The 18,189-nt window shown below is 68.7% G+C and carries 19 protein-coding genes; 6 read left to right on the top strand and 13 right to left on the bottom strand.

Features of this window, described 5'->3' with window-relative positions; genetic code table 11:
• Positions 1-46: 46 nt before the first annotated feature.
• Positions 47-595, top strand: coding sequence for a nucleoside 2-deoxyribosyltransferase (locus ABL843_RS07610; protein ID WP_418119475.1), 549 nt, complete (start codon positions 47-49; stop codon positions 593-595).
• 4 nt (positions 596-599) lie between these two features.
• Here the strand turns inward: ABL843_RS07610 and ABL843_RS07615 are convergent, their stop codons facing one another.
• Positions 600-920, bottom strand: coding sequence for a hypothetical protein (locus ABL843_RS07615; RefSeq protein WP_418119476.1), 321 nt, complete (start codon positions 918-920; stop codon positions 600-602).
• 408 nt (positions 921-1,328) lie between these two features.
• Between ABL843_RS07615 and ABL843_RS07620 the strand changes: the two genes are divergently transcribed.
• On the top strand, positions 1,329-2,207 hold the full coding sequence (locus tag ABL843_RS07620) for an alpha/beta fold hydrolase (RefSeq protein ID WP_418119477.1): 879 nt from the start codon (positions 1,329-1,331) through the stop codon (positions 2,205-2,207).
• 69 nt (positions 2,208-2,276) lie between these two features.
• Here the strand turns inward: ABL843_RS07620 and ABL843_RS07625 are convergent, their stop codons facing one another.
• The 3 genes from ABL843_RS07625 to ABL843_RS07635 all read right to left on the bottom strand — a co-directional run bounded on the left by ABL843_RS07625 (position 2,277) and on the right by ABL843_RS07635 (position 6,005).
• Positions 2,277-2,672 (bottom strand): DUF1161 domain-containing protein, encoded by a 396-nt coding sequence (locus tag ABL843_RS07625; RefSeq protein WP_418119478.1) that lies wholly within the window; start codon positions 2,670-2,672, stop codon positions 2,277-2,279.
• Between the two features lie 23 nt (positions 2,673-2,695).
• Positions 2,696-4,927 carry an NADP-dependent isocitrate dehydrogenase gene (locus tag ABL843_RS07630; RefSeq protein ID WP_184635420.1) on the bottom strand — a complete coding sequence of 744 codons (2,232 nt, stop codon included), beginning with the start codon at positions 4,925-4,927 and terminating at the stop codon, positions 2,696-2,698.
• A gap of 148 nt (positions 4,928-5,075) precedes the next feature.
• A complete protein-coding gene (locus ABL843_RS07635; protein WP_418119479.1) occupies positions 5,076-6,005 on the bottom strand; it encodes a LysR family transcriptional regulator in 930 nt (309 codons plus the stop codon).
• 117 nt (positions 6,006-6,122) lie between these two features.
• Here ABL843_RS07635 and ABL843_RS07640 point away from each other — a divergent pair, with 117 nt between their 5' ends.
• Positions 6,123-6,989 carry an oxidoreductase gene (locus ABL843_RS07640; protein WP_418119480.1) on the top strand — a complete coding sequence of 289 codons (867 nt, stop codon included), beginning with the start codon at positions 6,123-6,125 and terminating at the stop codon, positions 6,987-6,989.
• A gap of 9 nt (positions 6,990-6,998) precedes the next feature.
• Here the strand turns inward: ABL843_RS07640 and ABL843_RS07645 are convergent, their stop codons facing one another.
• On the bottom strand, positions 6,999-7,637 hold the full coding sequence (locus ABL843_RS07645) for an ABC transporter ATP-binding protein (protein WP_418119481.1): 639 nt from the start codon (positions 7,635-7,637) through the stop codon (positions 6,999-7,001).
• Between the two features lie 55 nt (positions 7,638-7,692).
• Between ABL843_RS07645 and ABL843_RS07650 the strand changes: the two genes are divergently transcribed.
• Positions 7,693-8,484: a hypothetical protein gene (locus ABL843_RS07650; protein ID WP_184635426.1), complete on the top strand. Its 792-nt coding sequence runs from the start codon at positions 7,693-7,695 to the stop codon at positions 8,482-8,484.
• Positions 8,485-8,500: 16 nt separating this feature from the next.
• Here ABL843_RS07650 and ABL843_RS07655 read toward each other — a convergent pair whose 3' ends face one another.
• A complete protein-coding gene (locus ABL843_RS07655; RefSeq protein ID WP_418119482.1) occupies positions 8,501-9,856 on the bottom strand; it encodes a CynX/NimT family MFS transporter in 1,356 nt (451 codons plus the stop codon).
• A complete protein-coding gene (locus tag ABL843_RS07660) occupies positions 9,856-10,533 on the bottom strand; it encodes a FadR/GntR family transcriptional regulator (RefSeq protein WP_418119483.1) in 678 nt (225 codons plus the stop codon). The genes ABL843_RS07655 and ABL843_RS07660 overlap by 1 nt, the downstream gene beginning before the upstream one ends.
• Positions 10,534-10,880: 347 nt before the next feature.
• Here ABL843_RS07660 and ABL843_RS07665 point away from each other — a divergent pair, with 347 nt between their 5' ends.
• A complete protein-coding gene (locus ABL843_RS07665; RefSeq protein ID WP_184635428.1) occupies positions 10,881-11,774 on the top strand; it encodes a LysR family transcriptional regulator in 894 nt (297 codons plus the stop codon).
• Position 11,775: 1 nt separating this feature from the next.
• Here ABL843_RS07665 and pbpC read toward each other — a convergent pair whose 3' ends face one another.
• Positions 11,776-14,049, bottom strand: coding sequence for a penicillin-binding protein 1C (gene pbpC / locus ABL843_RS07670; RefSeq protein WP_418120448.1), 2,274 nt, complete (start codon positions 14,047-14,049; stop codon positions 11,776-11,778).
• Between the two features lie 278 nt (positions 14,050-14,327).
• Between pbpC and ABL843_RS07675 the strand changes: the two genes are divergently transcribed.
• Positions 14,328-14,534 carry a hypothetical protein gene (locus ABL843_RS07675; RefSeq protein ID WP_019654179.1) on the top strand — a complete coding sequence of 69 codons (207 nt, stop codon included), beginning with the start codon at positions 14,328-14,330 and terminating at the stop codon, positions 14,532-14,534.
• A gap of 96 nt (positions 14,535-14,630) precedes the next feature.
• Here the strand turns inward: ABL843_RS07675 and ABL843_RS07680 are convergent, their stop codons facing one another.
• The 5 genes from ABL843_RS07680 to ABL843_RS07700 form a co-directional block, all read right to left on the bottom strand.
• The gene (locus ABL843_RS07680) at positions 14,631-15,257 is read right to left on the bottom strand and encodes a LysE family translocator (RefSeq protein WP_126022591.1); all 627 of its coding nucleotides are present in this window, start codon (positions 15,255-15,257) and stop codon (positions 14,631-14,633) included.
• Positions 15,258-15,309: 52 nt separating this feature from the next.
• Complete coding sequence (locus ABL843_RS07685; RefSeq protein WP_126022592.1) at positions 15,310-15,711, bottom strand: GFA family protein; 402 nt, start codon at positions 15,709-15,711, stop codon at positions 15,310-15,312.
• Between the two features lie 95 nt (positions 15,712-15,806).
• Positions 15,807-16,493 carry a class I SAM-dependent methyltransferase gene (locus tag ABL843_RS07690; protein WP_418119484.1) on the bottom strand — a complete coding sequence of 229 codons (687 nt, stop codon included), beginning with the start codon at positions 16,491-16,493 and terminating at the stop codon, positions 15,807-15,809.
• Positions 16,494-16,548: 55 nt separating this feature from the next.
• Positions 16,549-16,830: a DUF2277 domain-containing protein gene (locus tag ABL843_RS07695; RefSeq protein ID WP_418119485.1), complete on the bottom strand. Its 282-nt coding sequence runs from the start codon at positions 16,828-16,830 to the stop codon at positions 16,549-16,551.
• A 49-nt stretch (positions 16,831-16,879) separates the two neighbouring features.
• Positions 16,880-17,944: a hypothetical protein gene (locus tag ABL843_RS07700; protein WP_418119486.1), complete on the bottom strand. Its 1,065-nt coding sequence runs from the start codon at positions 17,942-17,944 to the stop codon at positions 16,880-16,882.
• Between the last annotated feature and the right edge of the window lie 245 nt (positions 17,945-18,189).

Raw genomic sequence — 18,189 nt, forward strand, 5'->3', positions numbered from 1 at the left:
TGTCGCAAGGATTGAGCAAGAGCCCGAAATCGCCGATGCTGCGCCGATGGACAAGCAGCCTCCCCGGAACACGGCCCGCCCGCGCATCTACCTCGCGGGGCCGGACGTCTTTCGCCCCGACGCCAGGGCGCATTTCGTCAGCCTGTCGGCCATCTGTGACGCAGCCGGCCTTGCGGCTCTGCTGCCGGCCGACGGCAACGAAGAGCTGAGCTCCGAGGCGCCCGAGAAGCAGATCTACGAAGCCAACATGCAGCGCCTTCGCGGCGCGGACGGCGTCGTCGCCAATCTTGCGAGCTTCAGGGGCATGGAGCCCGACTCGGGCACCGTGTTCGAGGTCGGCGCGGCGATCGCGCTGGGCATCCCGGTCGTGGCCTACGGCGTTCCCGAAGGCAGCTACGCAGACCGCGTGCGCGCCGCGCTGCAGTGCGAAGTCGACGCGAACGGCGTGCTGCGCGAAGCCGGAACCAGCATCGCGGTCGAGGACTTCGGGCAGCAATTGAACCTGATGCTGGCGTGTTCGATTCACATCGAGGCCACGCCGGAGGCGGCGTTGAAGAAGATGGCAGAGGTGCTCGCCGGTGCCATCCGGCGATAGCGCGCTACGCGGACATCCCGCCTTCGCTGGCAATCAGCGCGTGGCGTAGTTGCGAGGTAGTACTGTCTATCGCACTGATGCAACGTTGAAGTTCCGCATTGGCGAGGCGCAGCAGGGCGCCCAATTCGCTTCGTGTGGTCACGAGTGCTTCGAGATCGCTCGTGTGTTCTGGACCGATGAGCTTTTCGATGCAGGCATGCGCGCGCAGGACTTCCTGCAATTGCGCCGCATCGTCGCAGGCTTGTCGAGCAAGTGCGTCGACCGCGGATTCGACAGGCGCAGAAGGAGACTGTGATTGCGCGCGAACGCGAGTGTGTTGAGCCATGAATGGCCTCCAAGAGGTGTGATTTCAAAAACCACCGCTCTCGCTTCCAAACGGGGGCGGCAGCTCGAACGGGTTGGAAGACCGGACACCTCTTGCGAGAACCGGCAGGGCTCGCGCCCTCCCGCCCGAGCCGCCATAAAAGTGGCACGAGCGAAAAAGCCGCAGACCATGTGCGGTGGCTGCGGCTCTCGTCGCAGAGGTGAAGCGGGCTTCCAAACCCGATCGCGCCAAATCGGCGCGACGCGGCAGTATATCCACGCGGTAGGAGCCGAGAACTCCTTGTGCGAGCGGTAAGGATGAACACAACGTTGTGCTGTCCACCGCGCGACAAAAGCAGGAAACCCCTGATCGAAGCGCCGCTCACCAGCCCCTAGGATCGGCTCCATCGATCACTGTATGGAGCAATGCATGCCGACCACCGAGACCCACTTCGAGCTCACCGCCAACGACGGCGTCACGGTGGAGGTCCATCGGTGGCTGGGCACGGCGACGGCGCCGCGCGCCATCGTGCAGCTCGCGCATGGCATGGGCGAGCATTCGCTGCGCTACCGGCATCTGGCCGAGTCATTGGTGCGCGCGGGGTACGTGGTGTATGCGAACGAGCATCGCGGGCATGGCAAGGGTGCGCAGGCGCGCGGTGAGCTGGGCGAGTTCGGGCCGCGCGCGTTCGCCGGGCTGGTGGACGACATGGCGCTGCTGAGCCGCCACGTGCGAGGCGTGCATCCCGGGCTGCCGCTGATCCTGCTGGGCCACAGCATGGGTTCGTTCGCGCTGCAGTACTACCTGGTCGAGCACGGCTCGCTGCTCGCGGGCGCGGCACTGTCGGGCACCTCGGCGCTCGACCTGCTGGGAACCGCGCTGCAGTCGGGCTTCAAGCTCGAAGACATGAATGCCGCGCTGCCCGACGTGCGCACGCCCTTCGACTGGCTCAGCCGCGATCCGGCGCAGGTCGATGCGTACATCGCCGATCCGCTGTGCGGCTTCACGGTCTCGGCCGAGGGGCTGGGTTCGATGTTCGCGAAGCTGGGCGACCTGACGCCCGAGGCCATGCGCAAGACCATCCGGCCCGAGCTGCCCCTGTACCTGTTCATCGGCGGCGAAGACCCGGTGAGCAACAAGGCCGAGTGGTTCTATCCGCTGGTGGAGCGCTACCGAGCGGCCGGGCTGCGCGACGTGTCGTGCCACGTGTTCGGCGGCGCGCGCCACGAGGCGCTGAACGAGACCAACCGCGACGAGGTCGAGGCGGTGCTGCTCGCGTGGATCGCGCGGGTGGTGGCGAAGGGCTGACGAGCCGGAAGACTCCGGCCGTAACAATGGATGGGGCTGGGCCGGGCGGCAGGCGCCGCCAGCTTGCCGCTACTGCTTTCTGCAGTCGCCCATGGTCACGGTGCCGTCCTTACACTCGGTGATCATGGGTTCGTCCGCGCCCTGGGCCGCAGCCGTAGCAGGAGGCGTCGGGACAGATGCAGGGATGGATGCAGGAGCAGGAGCCGGTGCGGCCCCCGCGTCCTTCAGATAGACGACCTTCTTCGTGCCGAGCTCGCAGCTGCCTACCACCTGGCCATTCGCCGATGCGTTCGCATCGATGACGGTGACGGTGAAGCGCGCCACGCCGCTCGCGGCGATCTTCGATTCGATGCGGGTGCGCAGGGCCTCGCAGTCTTCGGCCGCAAGGGCTGTGCCCGCCGCGCCGGCCAGGGCCAGCACGGCGGGAAGCATCGCGAGCCTGAAGGGCTTCATGGCGACTGCCATCCGCACGATGTCGATCGGCCTTCTTACGCCGAAGCCAGCGCCGCGTTGAGCGTGGCGCTCGGGCGCATGATGGCCGAGAACTTGACCGGGTCGGCCAGGTAGTAGCCGCCGATGTCCACCGGCTTGCCCTGCACGGCGGCGAGTTCGTCGACGATCTTCTTCTCGTTGGCCGCGAGCGTCTCGGCCAGCTTGCTGAAGGCGGCCTGCAGTTCGAGGTCTTCGGTCTGCGCGGCCAGTTCCTGCGCCCAGTACATCGCCAGGTAGAACTGGCTGCCGCGGTTGTCGAGCTGGCCGGTCTTGGGCGATGGGTTCTTGTTGTTGTCGAGCAGCTTGCCGGTGGCGGTGTCCAGCGTCTTGGCGAGGATGGTCGCCTTCTTGTTGTTCGTCTTCAGGCCCAGGTCTTCCAGACTCACGGCCAGCGCGAGGAATTCGCCCAGCGAGTCCCAGCGCAGGTGGTTCTCCTCCACCAGCTGCTGCACGTGCTTGGGGGCCGAGCCGCCCGCGCCGGTCTCGTACATGCCGCCGCCGGCCATCAGCGGAACGATCGACAGCATCTTGGCCGAGGTGCCCAGCTCCATGATGGGGAACAGGTCGGTCAGGTAGTCGCGCAGGATGTTGCCGGTGGCGCTGATGGTGTCCAGGCCGCGGACCACGCGCTCCAGCGTGTAGCGCATGGCGCGCACCTGGCTCATGATCTGGATGTCCAGGCCCGTGGTGTTGTGCTCGTGCAGGTACATCTTGACCTTGGTGATCAGCTGCGCCTCGTGCGGACGATAGGCGTCGAGCCAGAACACCACCGGCATGCCGGAGTTGCGCGCGCGGTTGACGGCCAGCTTCACCCAGTCGCGGATCGCGGCGTCCTTGACCTGGCACATGCGCCAGATGTCGCCCTGCTCCACTTCCTGGCTCATCAGCACTTCGCCGGTGTCCAGGTCGGTGATGTTGGCGACGCCGTCCTCGGCGATCTCGAAGGTCTTGTCGTGCGAGCCGTATTCCTCGGCCTTCTGCGCCATGAGGCCCACGTTGGGCACGGTGCCCATGGTCTTGGGGTCGAAGGCGCCGTGCCACTTGCAGAAGTTGATCATCTCCTGGTAGATGCGGGCGAAGGTCGATTCGGGCATCACGGCCTTCACGTCCTTCAGGCGGCCGTCGGCGCCCCACATCTTGCCGCCGTTGCGGATCATCGCGGGCATGGAGGCGTCCACGATCACGTCGTTGGGCGAGTGGAAGTTGGTGATGCCCTTGGCCGAGTCGACCATCGCCAGTTCAGGGCGGTGCTCGTGGCAGGCGTGCAGGTCGCGCTTGATCTCGTCCTGCGTGCTCTGCGGCAGCGTGGCGATCTTGTTGTAGAGGTCGACCATGCCGTTGTTGACGTTGATGCCCAGCTCGTCGAACAGCTTGCCGTGCTTCTCGAAGGCTTCCTTGTAGAAGATCTTCACGCAGTGGCCGAACACGATGGGGTGCGAGACCTTCATCATGGTGGCCTTCACGTGCAGCGAGAACATCACGCCGGTCTTGTGTGCGTCTTCGATCTCCTTTTCATAGAAGGCCAGCAGCGCCTTCTTGCTCATGAACATGGAGTCGATGATCTCGCGGTCGAGCAGGGCGACCTTGGGCTTGAGCACGATGGTCTTGCCGCTCTTGGTGATGAGCTCCATCTTGACGTTGCGCGCGCGGTCGAGCGTCATCGACTTCTCGCCGTGGTAGAAGTCGCCGCCGTGCATGTGCGAGACGTGCGAGCGCGAGGCCTGGCTCCAGTCGGCCATGCTGTGCGGGTTCTTGCGCGCGTATTCCTTCACGGCCTTGGGGGCGCGGCGGTCGGAGTTGCCTTCGCGCAGCACGGGGTTCACGGCGCTGCCGGTGCACTTGTTGTAGCGCGCGCGGATGTCCTTGTCCTCATCCGTGGTCGGGTTCTCGGGGTAGTCGGGAATCTTGTAGCCCTTGCCCTGCAGTTCCTTGATGGCCGCCTTGAGCTGGGCCACCGAGGCGCTGATGTTGGGCAGCTTGATGATGTTGGCTTCGGGCTTGAGCGTGAGCTTGCCCAGTTCGGCGAGGTTGTCGGGCACCTTCTGCTCGTCGCTCAGGTAGTCGGGAAACTCGCCCAGGATGCGGGCCGCCACGGAGATGTCGCTGGTCTCGACGTTGATGCCGGCCGGGTTCGTGAAGGCGCGGATGATCGGCAGGAACGCGTAGGTCGCCAGCAGGGGCGCCTCGTCGGTGAGGGTGTAGACGATGGTGGGTTGCTTCGAGCTCATGCGCTTCTTCCGTAGATCCTGGTTGTCGGGGTGGCTGGAACTTCCGGCTTTCCGGGGGTAGCCCGTTTTTTGCCGGAGCCCCCGATTGTCGCCCGCCGGGACCGTGTTTCGCCATGCGGGTTGCGAAGCCCCCGGCGCGAAGCGCGTCTTAACGGGGCTGCGGCTGGCCGGAAACGGACTTTTCGAGCATTTCCCGGGCCAGGTCGACGAAGGCGCGCAGCTTGGGCGCCTGGGCCGCGCGGCGCGGAAAGTACAGGAACAGGCCCGGCTCCCCGAAGGCCGAGCGCGGCAGCAGCTGGCGCAGGCGGCCTTCGCGCAGTTCGGCGCGCACCAGCGGCTCGAAGATGTAGGCGATGCCCACGTCGGCCAGCGCCAGGTCGCGGGCATAGAGCGCGTCGGTGACCCGCACGGTGCCCGGCACCTCGACCGAGACGTGGGCGCCGGCCTGGTCGCGCAGGTCCCAGGCGTACACGCCGCCCGAGGTCACGAAGCGGAAGCCGATGCAGTTGTGCCGCTGCAGCGCCTCGATGCCGCGCGGCTCGCCCGCCGTGGCCAGGTAGCGCGGGGTGGCCACCAGGATGGCCTCGAAGGGCGGGGTGAGCCGCACCGCCACCATGTCCTGCGCGACGGTGTGGCCCAGCCGCACGCCGGCGTCGTGGCCGCTTGCGACGATGTCGGCCAGGCCGTCGTCGCAGGTGATCTCCATCACCAGGTCCGGGTGGCGGCGAGCCATTTCGGCCACCAGCGGCGTCATGGCCAGCGGCAGCGCCACATGGGGTGCGTTGATGCGCAGCACGCCGCTCACCCGCCCGAGCGACTCACCGAAGCGGTCCACCGCGTCGGCGATCTCGCCCATGGCCGGGGCCAGCATGCCGATGAAGCCGGCCCCGGCCTCGGTCAGCCGCACGCTGCGGGTGGTGCGCGCGAAGATCGGCTGGCCCAGGTGGTCCTCGACGGCGCGCACCGCGTGGCTCACGGCCGAGGCGCTCATGCCCAGTTCGGCGGCCGCGGCGGCGAACCCGCCGCGCCGGTGCACCGCCAGCACGATGGCGAGATGCGGGAGCAGGGTGCGGTCCATTCATGCACTGTATCGCACAGTGCATTCGATTTGAACCGGCTAGTCGTCGAGTGTGCTTGCTGGAACAGTCACGCCATGCCTTCACGGCAACCCTCAACCCTTCAAGGAGCCAGCATCATGTCCAACATCGCCATCACCTCTTCGCAGACCCGCCAGACCTGGTTCATCACCGGCGCCGCTTCCGGCTTTGGCCACGCCTTCGCCGAGCACGCGCTGGCCCTGGGCCACAACGTGGTCGCCACCGCCCGCGACGCCGGCCGCCTCGCCGACCTCGTGGCGCAGGCACCCGACCGCGTGCTGGCCACGCCGCTGGACGTGGACGCCGCCGGCGCCGCCGAAGCCGCCGTCGAGGCCGCGGTGGCCCGCTTCGGCCGCATCGACGTGCTCGTGAACAACGCCGGCTACGGCGTGGTCGGCGCGCTGGAGGAAACCTCCGACGCCGAGCTGCGCGCGCTGATGAACACCAACTTCTTCGGCGCCATGGCCGTCACCCGCGCCGCGCTGCCGGTGCTGCGCGCCCAGAAGTCGGGCGCCATCGTGAATATCTCCAGCCTCGGCGGGCAGCTGTCGTTCGCGGGTTTCAGCGCGTATTCGGCCTCGAAGTTCGCGCTGGAGGGCGCCTCGGAAGCGCTGGCGCAGGAGGTCGCGCCCTTCGGCATCAAGGTGCTGATCGTCGAGCCGGGCCAGTTCCGCACCCAGCTCGCGGGCAGCGGCATGCGCCACATGCCGATGATCGAGGCCTACCAGCCGGTGGTGGGCGCCACCCGCGAGTTCGCGCACAGCATGCACAACACGCAGGCCGGCGATCCGCGCAAGGCGGCGGTGGCGATCGCGAAGGCGCTGGAGGCCGAGCACACGCCCCTGCGCCTGCAGCTGGGCGGCGACTCGGTCGACGCGGTGCGCGCCCATGCGCAGGCGCTGCTCAAGGACATGGAGGCCTGGGAAGCCCTGAGCCGCAGCACCGACTTCGACGCTGCAGCCTGAAGGCAGGCCTCAGCGCAGCGGCAGTTCGATGGTGGCCGCCAGCGGCACGGTGTCGATGCGCGCCGCGCTGGTCACGACGACCGCCTGCTTCGACTGCGCAGCAATCTCCGAGAGCGTGGCCCACAGGCAGCGTGTAGAGGGCATGTCCAGGCCGGCGGTCGGCTCGTCGAGCAGTACGAGCGGCCGGCCCGACGCGAGCCCGGCGGCCATCCAGACCTTGCGCTTCGAGCCGGTGGACAGCATGAACATCTTCTTGTCCAGGTGCGGCGCCAGCGAGAAGCCGTCGGCGATGGCCTGCCACTTCGCCTGGTCGAAGCCCGCGTCGCCTTCGGCAAGCGAGGCCGTGCATTCGCGCGCGCTGAGCTGGTCGAAACGGTCGGTTTCGGGAGCGACGAAGAACACCTGGCGGCGATAGGCCTCGGGCGCGGCATCGAGGCTCGTCCCGGCCACGGTCAGCCGTCCGGCGGAGGCGGGCAGCGCACCGGCAATCACGTTGAGCAGCGCCGACTTGCCCGTGCCGGTATCGCCGTAGAGCAGCGTGACGCCCGGGCCGATGGATGCATTCCAGCCGGACACCAGCGCGGGTTGGTCGGGGTAGGCGAAGCGCAGCGCGTCGATCCGGAGCAGGGCGGGAGAAGAAGGATTCATGGTCGCGTGCGACTTTATCAACCAGCCGCGCCGCCGGTGGCTACCATCCGGCTCCATGACAAAGCTGCCGCTCCTGTTCGCCCTGCTGCCGTTCGCCACCGCGGTGCTCGCCGCTCCCGATCTTTCCGCGCCGTCGGCGCAGGTGTTCGATGCGGTGAAGAAGCCCGATTCGCTCGACGCGCAATGGCGCACGCGCCTGTGCGCTCTGCTGCCGCAGCCCTGCGACGCGCAGCAACTGGGCCTCTATCGTCCGCGCGGCGCCGCGGCGGGCGACTACGTGGTGCTCTCCGCCGAGCCGCTGGCCATGGCGCGCATCAGGCGGGATGCCGCAGACGCCAAGGGCTGGCAGCTCGCTCGCCTTCATGATTTCTCCGGCTACGCCCAGGCCCTGAAGAAAGACAGCGACGCCAGCCGGTCCGAGGCGCGCCTCTCGCTCGCGCCGGCGCTCTACCCGGTGGCCGAGGGCAAGTGGGCCGTGGCCGTGCTGCAGACGGTGTCCGAAGGCTATTCGGGCGGCGGCGCCTCGTTCGACACCGCCGACTTCGTGCCGCTCGAAGGCGGCAAGGCGGTGCAGGAGGGCATTCCGTTCTCGTGCTCCAAGATGATCCGCGCCTGCTTCAGCGAGAAGGAATACAAGACCTCGAAGCACTGCCACGACGAGAGCTTCGGCAGCCTGCGCATCGCCTACGGCGAGACATTCAAGCCCGGCTCGCCCTACGACTGGCAATACACCTGGGTGCAGACCGAATGGCCGCAGAACGAGCCGCGCAGCGCGGCGACCACCACGCGCGTGTTGTTCACCGCCAGGACCACCGAGCGCGCGGGCTTCTGCGGCGGGCCGCAGTAGACAGCGGGCTCGCGCCTCAGTGGCGCGGCACGGTCGTCGTGCCCACGTGCATCGTGCGTCCTGCCCCCAGCCCAGCGATCACGAGCGCCACGCCCAGCCCGATGAAGAGCCACGACGAGGCGCGGAAGCTCCCCGTCCAGCCGTGCAGCAGCCCGGCCACCAGCGGCCCGAAGGCCGCCACCATGTAGCCCACGCCCTGCGCCATGCCCGAGAGGTGCGCGGCGACGTGCGAGTCGGGCGAGCGCAGCACGATCATCGTGAGCGCCAGCGCGAAGGTGCCGCCCTGCGCGATGCCCAGCAGCACCGCCCAGGCCCACACGCCGAAGAAGCCGTCCAGCGGCGCGAAGAGCATCGCCAGCATCGCGCCCACCGTGAGCAGCGCCAGCACGACCGCCAAGCCGCGCTGGTTGCGCAGCTTCACCGCCAGCGCCGGCACCACGAGGCAGGTCACCACCTGCGTCATGACCGAAAGAGACACCACGTAGCCAGCCGTCTCGCTGCCCAGCCCGCGCTCGCGCAGGATCGGCGCGAGCCAGCCCATCACGATGTAGGCGAGGGCGGACTGCAGGCCCATGAAGAAGGTGACCTGCCAGGCCAGCCGGTCGCTCCAGAGCCCGCGCACGGTGAAGCCCGATTCGCTCGCCACCGGCTTCAACGGCAGCGCCTGGGGCGCCCAGATCAGCGTGACCAGCGCGGCCGGCAGCGCCCACATCGCGAGCGCCATGGTCCAGCCGCCGCCCAGCGCGTGCTCGATCGGCACCGTGAGCCCGGCGGCGCTGGCCGCGCCGCCGCACACGGCCATGGTGTAGAGGCCCATCATCAGCGCCGCCTGCGAGGCGAAGTCGCGCTTCACCAGGCCCGACAGCAGCACGTTCGACACCGCGATGCCGCTGCCCGCGATGGCCGAGGCCAGAAACAGCAGCGGGATGTTGCCGGTGCCGCGCAGCACCGTGCCGACCAGGATCAGCACCATGCAGCCGAGCAGCGTGCGCTCGGTGCCGAAGCGGCGGCCCAGGCCCGGCGCGAGCGGCGCGAACACGCCGAGGCAGACGATCGGCAGCGTGGTCAGCAGGCTCGCGGCGGTGGGCGAGAGGCCGGTGGCCTTGATGATTTCCGGCAGCACCACCGAGAGGCTGGCGAAGACCGGGCGCAGGTTGAAGGCGATCAGCACCACGCTGGCGCCGAGCAGGATGCGGCGCGCGAGGGTGGGGGCGGGCGTGGGGCGCGGCGCGGGCAGGCTGTCGGCCTCGGCGTCGATCAGCAGTTCGTCGCCGCAGCGGTGGGCGGAAGCGGAAGAAGAGGAGGAGGGAGAAGAAGAGGAGGAGGAAGAAGAGGCGCCGGCATTGCCGCGTGCGAGGGTGGCCGAGTTCATCACGACCCCAGCGCCAGTGCGTTGATCATCGGCGCCATGAAGGTGCGCACCGCCGCGGCGGCCACGTCGGGGTCGCGGCTGGCGATGCCTTCGATGATGGCGCGGTGCGCGGCATCGTCGGGCTCGGGCAGGGCGCTGCCCATCGAGCTCGCGATGGTCTCCTTGATGTAGCCGGTGATGAAGCGGCAGGTTTCCGCCAGGGCGAGGTTGCCGGAGATGTCGACGATGGCGAGGTGGAAGGCCAGGTCGCGCTCGATGAAGGCCGCGCCGTTGTCGGCGGGATCGAAGCCGCCGCGCTTGTCGAGCAGCACGTGCAGGCGGCGCAGGTCGCGCGCCGTGTGGTGCACGGCGGCGAGCCGGGCGGCTTCCACTTCGAGCGCGCGGCGCACCTCGAACTGGTCGCGCAGGCTCGCGAGCCGCATCTTCTGCAGGCTGGACGAAGGATCGAAGCCCGAGCGAACATAGGTGCCCGAGCCCTGGCGCACTTCGAGCAGCCCGCGCGACACCAGCGTCTTGACCGCCTCGCGCACCGTGCCCCGGCTCACGCCCAGCAGCTGGGCGAGCTGCGGTTCGATCGGGATGCGGGAGCCAACGGACCAGCGGCCGGCGGAGATCTCGGCGCGGATGCTGTCCGCGGCGGTGTCTGCAAGTGAAGTACGGGGAGCTTGGGCAAGCATCGGGAGTGAGCCTGGTCGTTCAATGATTGGATGAATTTTGCCTCCAAAAAGAAACCGGACTCCCCGCGCGGCGATTGATCCGGGTAGCACCCCGTAGAAAACCGCAACCCCTGTCCGCGGATCGCGCAAGCCGATTTCGCGGATTTGTCCTCATTAAGTGAATTTTTCCCGGCCTTGGGCAGCTGTTGCCGAAAGTGTTGTTCGTCTGGAGCGTCCTGTCAGAGAATGAAACTAAAGGTAGCTTGTGAATCGGCAAGTTGTTCTGCTCCACGGTCCGGCCCTCCCTTCCCGACCTTCCTGCGGAGCGTTCAGGGGAGCGCAAGAGAAATACGGACCGCGGCGGCGATATGAAGGACTTTTCTTTGTCGGATGTGCGGCTGTTCGCCAAGGCCGCGCAGCTCGGGGGACTGACTCCGGCCGCCGAAGTGCTCAACGTGCCCAAGGCCTCCGCGTCGCGCCAGCTCCAGAGACTGGAAGCCACCGTCGGCCACCTGCTGCTGCATCGCGGCGCCACCCGCTTCGCGCTGACTGAGGAAGGCCGCGAGTTCCTCGCGGCGGCCCAACATGCGCTCACGATCCTCGACGACGTCATGCTCAACCTGTCCTCCGACGGCAGCGCCGTCACCGGGCGGTTGCGCATCGCCGTGCCGCACTACTATGGCCGCGAGCTGCTGATGAACCACCTGCCCGCCTTCATGACCGCCTACCCGCGGCTGGAGGTCACGGTCGAGACCGGCAAGGACCGCGCCGACCTGCGGCGCGACGCGGCCGACGTGGCCATCGGCTACGGCCGTGAGGGCGGCGACGAGCTGGTCGTGCGCCACCTGAAGCAGGAGCCGCTGATGCTGTGCGCCGCGCCGGCGTATCTCGCGCGCCACGCTCCGGTGCAGGACCTGCCCGATCTGTCCGCGCACCGCTTCCTGACCACCGACGCCGAAGGGCGCAAGCGCGAGATCAGCCTCGCGGCCATCGAAAAGACGCACCGCGTGCGCGTGGAAAGCGTGTTCCAGTCGGACGACCCTGAAATGGTTTTGCGGCTCGCGCTGTCGGCGCGCGGCATCGCGCTGGTGCCGCAGTCGCTCGCGCGCCCGCAGATCGACGGCGCCACGCTGGTGCCGGTGCTGCCCTCGCTGGCCCTGAAGCCGCACGACATCCACCTGAGCTACCTGCCCGCGCGCCGCAACACGCCGAAGATCCGGACCTTCGTCGACTACTTCCTCGACGTGTTCAGGGCCCCTTGAATCAGCGCCGCGCGCCGCTGCCGTTGTTCTTCGCGACCACGCCCGCGCCGCGCACCTCGAGCCGGCGCTGGTCGACCACCTTGCCGCCGGCGTCCACCAGCTCGATCAGGTGGCGCCCCGGCCATGGAAACCATTGCACGGTGTTGCCGCGCGCCAGCGGCTTGCCGTCGATTCGCCACTGCACGCCACGGCCCTCGGAATCGAAGCGCACGCGCTGGCGCTGCGGCGGGATGTCGGGGTCCAGCGCGATGATGGTGCCGTCGGCCGGCGCGGTGATGCGCGCCGGGGCGGAAGCATCCGTCGTCATGCCGGTGTCCAGCGCGAAGAGCGGCTGCTCCGTGCCTTGCAGGAACCACTCGCTGCGCGAAGCCTCCAGCGGATTGCCGTCGGCGCCGGGGCCAAAGCTCACCTGCATCTGGACCAGGCCCGGCGGCGGCGAAGGCGCGCGGCTCGGCTCGCGCGCGTGCAGGAAGCGCATCACCTCGGCCCACACCGGCGCGGCGCCGCTGGTGCCGCTCACGTCCCACATCGACTCGCCGCTGGCGTTGCCCACCCACACGCCCACCGTGTAGCGCTGCGACCAGCCCACGGCCCAGTTGTCGCGCATGTCCTTGCTGGTGCCGGTCTTCACGGCGGTCCAGAAGCGGGTGGAAAGAATGCTGTCGAGGCCGAAGGTGCGCGTGCGCGCGTTCGGGTCGGACAGGATGTCGCCCACGATGAAGGCCGCTCGCGCGTCGATCGGCGTCGGCGGCGAGGCCGGCGCGGTTTTCGATTTCTCCGCGGGCCGCGGCGCCAGCGTCGTCGTTCCGTAGCGCCCGCCGTTGGCCAGCATGCGGTAGGCGTTGGTGAGCGACAGCAGCGACACCTCGGCGCTGCCGAGCGCGAGGCTGTAGCCGTAGTAGTCGCCGCTTTCGCGCAGCGGCAGCCCGGCGGCGCGCAGCTCGCGCGCGAAGGCCTCGGGCGACACCATCACCAGCGTGCGCACGGCCGGCACGTTCAGCGATGCCGCCAGCGCGGTGCGCGCCGACACCGGGCCCTTGAAGCGGCGGTCGTAGTTCTGCGGAATGTAGAGGCCGCTGGCGGTGCTGATCTGCGCCGACGAGTCCTCGATCAGCGATGCCGCCGTGATGCGCTTCTCGGCGATCGCCTGGGCGTAGAGCAGCGGCTTGAGCGTGGAGCCGGGCTGGCGCAGCGCCGTGACGCCGTCGACCTCCGCCGCCTGGCTCAGCGGGCCGGAGGAGCCGACCCAGGCGAGCACCTCGCCGGTCGCGTTGTCGAGCACGACGAGGGCGCCGTCTTCCACGTGCCGGTCGCGCAGCTCGCGCAGGTGGCGCTGCAGCGTGTCGAGCGCGAAGCGTTGCAGCGGCGCGCGCAGGGTGGTGCGCACGCTGGTTTCCCTGTCCTTGCCTTTCGACGCCGCAACGGCTGCGGTTGCAACGGGCGCCGCCGCCGAGTTCGCGTCGCGGATCTCGCGCAGCACGCGCCGCGCGGCGTGCGGCGCGATCCCTTCGTTCGGCTCGAAGGCCCGGCGCTGCACGGCCGCGCTGGTGAACATGTCCAGCGCCTCGCAGTCGGTCTTCTGCTGCGGTTCCATGGTGCGCAGCACCTCGCAGGCGCGCTGCGCCACCATGGCGGGCTTGGCGTTGGGCGCGCGCACCAGTGCCGCCGCCACGCTGGCCTCGCGCGCGTCGAGCCCGCTGGGCGCCTTGCCGAAGAGCGTGCGCGACAGCGCGTCGATGCCCACGATCTCGCCGCGGAACGGCACGGTGTTGAGATACGCCTCCAGGATCTGGTCCTTGCGCCAGTTGCGCTCCAGCTGCGCGGCCGCCACCGTCTGCCCGATCTTCTGCGTGAAGCTGCGGCCGCCCGAACTGCGGCGAAGGTCCTCGTCGAGCAGGCCCGACAGCTGCATCGTGATGGTCGATGCGCCGCGCGTGCGCGTGTTCCAGAGATTGCCCCAGGCGGCGGCCGAGACGGCGCGCCAGTCGATGCCGCTGTGCTCGTAGAAGCGCTTGTCCTCGCTCAGCACCATGGCCGTGCGCAGCGCTGGGGACACGTCGGCCAGCGCGGTCCACTGGCCGCGTCGCACCGTGGGGTCGGTGCGCACGCGCTGCAGCAGCTCGCCGTTGCGGTCGAGCACGGCGGTGTCGGACGAGCGGAAGTCGCGCTTCACTTCCTCGAAGCTCACCACGGCCCGGGCCGGGAGCGTCCATGCCGCGGCGATCAGCAGGGCTGCGAGGGTCTTGCGGGAGAAGGCGGAGGGCGCGGGCTGCATCGGAGGAAAGGAGGCGGTATCCAGAAGCGAAAGCATGGGCGCCGCCATTCTCTCTCGCCGGTCCGCCACGGGAATCGCGCCTACTGCGCGACGGGCTGCGCGCTGCCTTGCGGCTTGCGCACCCCGGGGCAAAGTAAATGCCGGGTGCCACATCCCGTAACGAACTTCACGCGAGGGCTTCAATGCGGAAACCCGGCGCGTACCGGCGTGGCCTTCAATGCACTACCGGCTCGCAGGAGGCGAACCCCGGTTTCACAAACACTCCAAGGAGAACTCGCATGACGAAGACATTGGCGATCCTTCTGGCCGCATCGGCCATCCTCGCGGGCTGTGTGGTCGCACCCTACGACCGCCCGCCGCCGCCGCGCCCGCACTACGGCGACCGTGACCGCGACGGCGTGCCCAACCGCTACGACCGTGACCGCGACGGTGACGGCGTTCCGAACCGCTACGACCGCAATCCCAACAACCCGTACCGCAACTGATCCACAGCGCTGCGACAAAAGAAGAAAAGGCCGCGAAGCTCCGTGCTTCGCGGCCTTTTCTTTTGAGTTGCTTTTGCGTTCAGAAGGGCTGCCCGCTCACCCCGGCCGGCGCGCCATCAGCGCCCAGATGCCCGCCGCGCCCAGCAGCGAGCCGCCCGCGAGGTTGAAGCGCCGCTGCGCACGCGGCGACGACAGCAGCCTGCGCGCCGATCCCGCGAACACCGCGTAGAGCGTGGCATTGGTCGCGGCCAGCACCACGAAGGTGATGGCCAGCACCCACAGCTGGCGCGTCACGTCGGCGGCCGGGTTGATGAACTGGGGCAGGAAGGCCACGAAGAACACGATGCCCTTGGGGTTCAGCGCGGTCACCAGGTAGGTGTTGGCGAACAGGCGCAGGCGCGAGGCGGGCGCGGCCGGCGTGGCGATCTCGGCGGAGGTGATGCCCGCGCGCAGCAGCCTGATGCCCAGATACAGCAGGTAAAGCCCGCCCACCCACTTCACCACCGTGAACCAGAAGGCCGAGGTGGCCAGCAGCGCGCCCAGCCCGAGCAGCGACACCACCAGCGCGGTGGAATCGCCCAGCGCCACGGCCGCCACCAGCGGCAGGTTGGCGCGCCGCCCGTGCGACATCGAATAGCTGATCACCGTGAGGATGGTCGGCCCGGGAATGACCAGCATGAGGGCGGAGGCCGCGACGAAGGCGAGCCAGAGTTCGATGGACATGTGCCTGTCTCCAGTAGTGGTGGGTTGTTGTTGCGGGAAGCGATTGTCTTCGTCAGATGCCGATGGCTGCGCGCGCGGCGTGCCAGGTGCCGCGGTGCCCGTCCACGTAGCTGATGGGCGAGCTGGCGAGGTCGTCGAGATCCACGTCGTCCAGGCAGGTCACGTTCACGCCGTAGGCGCTCTCGCCGGTGGCGGGCGAATGGCCCACGCCGAAGGCCCGCACGCCGCAATGCCTGCAGACGATGTAGTGGCTGTTGCGGGTGTCGAGCATCTGCTCGCTGAGTTCGGATTCGCCTTCGATCAACCGGAAGGCATCGGTCGCGACGATGGCGGGCCAGAAGCGGGTTTGGGTGCAGATCGAGCAGTTGCAGCGCAGCGTGCCGAGGCCGAGGTCGATGTCGGCCTCGAATCTCACGGCGCCGCAATGGCAGCCGCCTGTGTAGGTCTTTTTCATGTGCTCGGACTTCGCATGGTGGTGCTGGCAAGCACCATATCAAAGGCCGGGGGGCGGCGCTGCGCTGTGGTCATGGCCCGGCCACCACCGCCGGCTCAGGCGCGGGCGACCCAGCCCCGGAACGTGAAGCCCATGAAGAAGAGGCGGATGTCCTTGAACCCCGCCTCGCGCAGCACGGCCTCGTCCTGCGAGGGAGAGAGGATCGACAGTTCCTTCTGGACTTTCTCCCGCGCCGCGGCCGCCTGGCGCGGATCGGAGCCCGAGGAGACGAGGAAGGCCGCGTAGCGCGACATCCAGAGGTCGCGTTCGCCTTCGCCGTCTTCCACGCTGAGATGCGCTGCGACGAACGGGGCGCCCGGCTTCAACCGGCGATGGATCTCGCGGGCCGTCGGCAGCCGCTGGTCCGCGGGCACGAAGTGGAAGGTCAGCAGGCAGGTGGCGCCATCGAAGGGGCCGGCCGGCGCGTCCTGCACGTAGCCCTCGTGCAGCGTCACGCGCGACATCAGCGGGCCCAGCCTCTGCGATGCGAGCTCAAGCATCGGGCCGCTGGGGTCGACCCCGTCGAGGGTCCAATCGGGGTTGGCCCGCGCGAGGTCTTCCACCTCCAGGCCGCCGCCCGCGCCGACCACGAGCACCCGGCCATCGCTGGGCACGTGTTCCTCGAGAAGGATGCGCGTCATCGGCAGGAGCCCGCTGTATCCGGGCACGTTGCGCTTCGGGCCTTCGGCGTATTTGGCGACTGCGTCCGAGGTGCTGAAGGCGCTATGGGGTGTGTTGCTCATCCGAAGATGATGGCATGCGGGCGCGCAGCCATGGGCCACAGGGGGCAAGGCACGATCAGGCGGTGGAGCCGCTGCCGAAGCGCATCGCCGAGCGGGCCCTGGCGCGTTCCGTCTCCACAGCACGGTCGCGCGGTTCGGCCGTGGTGACAAGCGAATCGATCAGCCGCGCCGCCGTGGCGGCCACGTCATCGACCGCGCGATTGAATGCCGCCTCGTTGGCCTTGGAGGGCACGTTGAAGCCACTGAGCTTGCGCACGAACTGCAGCGCGGCGGCGCGGATCTCCTGCTCGGTGGCGGGCGGCTCGAAGTTGTAGAGGGTCTTGATGCTGCGGCACATGGGCGCTCTCCGTTCGATGGCGAGGTGGCGCCAGTCTAGCGGCCGGAATTCAGGGGAGCCCGCTGACGAAGCCGCCGTACCAGCTCGCGAGCTTGCTCCATGGAATCTCGATCCGGTTCTCGCTGCTGTCGCGGCCCCAGGTGACGAGGTCGAAGATGGCGCCGTTGGCCGTCACATCGACGGAATTCACCAGCATGAAGTGGCCGCCGAATACGCGCATCGTCATGTCGTCGCGCAGGCTGCGGCCCAGCGCCATGTTGGCCAGGCTGCCCGCGGCACACATCATGACGGTGTGGCCAGCGTTGCGCTTGTGGCGCATCTGGTTCAGGTGCGGGGCCACGGTGTTTTGGCCGACGCTGGTGCGGTGCGCCTTGATGAGCAGGCCACGCAGGCGCCAGCTGCCCATGTGACTGTGGTCCTCCACATGCTGGTAGCCGGTGTCGCGCATCCACCGGACCATGTCGGCCGGCGAGGTCGCGCCTTCGAGCATCGTGTGAGTGAAGGGCGAGCGGTAGGCCAGGATGTTGCTGCCGTCGCGCAGGCTGGCCAGCGCGATGTAGTCGGCCTCGCAGATCCGCGGCGAGCCGGGGGCGCTGTTGATGCGCTTGCCCAGCAGCGAGGAGCCCGACTTGACCTTCACGGTCATCTGCCCGAGGGGGCCGCGGCGGTTTTCCGCCAGGCCGATCACGTAGGCCGCGTAGGCCAGAGGGGTTCGCTTCGCGATGTCGTGCATGAACGTGACCGGGCCGCACAGCGAATGGTGCTGCTGCTCGATGTACCTGTAGTCCGCGATCCGCACGATCAGCTGCAGCGCGATCCGCTCGCGCGAAAAATGCCGCCAGGGGAGCGCGGCGTTTCCGCGCAGGAAACCGCCCTGGTAGCTGTGCGGCTGGTTCTGCGGGTCGGGGCGCGCGCCGATCACGAGGTCCAGCGCGGCGGCAGCCTCGGCACTGGGAACCCAGCGCCCGTTTCTCAGCAGGCGGCGGCTGTACTGCTCGACTTCGTCCGCGGTCGGTACCGTGTCCACGTCGGCTCCGGCGCGCAGCAAGGTTTCCCGAGCGATCGTCTTGTCTTTCCACAAGGCCTGTTGCAGCACCTGATCGAGCGTCGGCATGGTCCGTCCCCTGGTGTTGAGTCATCGGCTGCCCGGCTTGGGCGGGCGGCAAGATAGCACCCGCGGTGCAGGGCCGTCGATCCCCGAGAACAGGTAGGGCGGCGCACCGTCGCCGCGCGCAGGGGAGGAGGAGGGGCTCAGCCCTCGGGGCGCTGCGCGTATGAAGCCCATCGACGGCTCCGCGCCGGACTGTTCCCACACGCATCCGCACCTCCCTCCCACCAACCGCGGGCTGCGCTCGCACA

Source organism: Variovorax sp. 350MFTsu5.1 (assembly GCF_048302515.1).
GTDB classification, from domain to species: domain Bacteria; phylum Pseudomonadota; class Gammaproteobacteria; order Burkholderiales; family Burkholderiaceae_C; genus Variovorax; species Variovorax guangxiensis.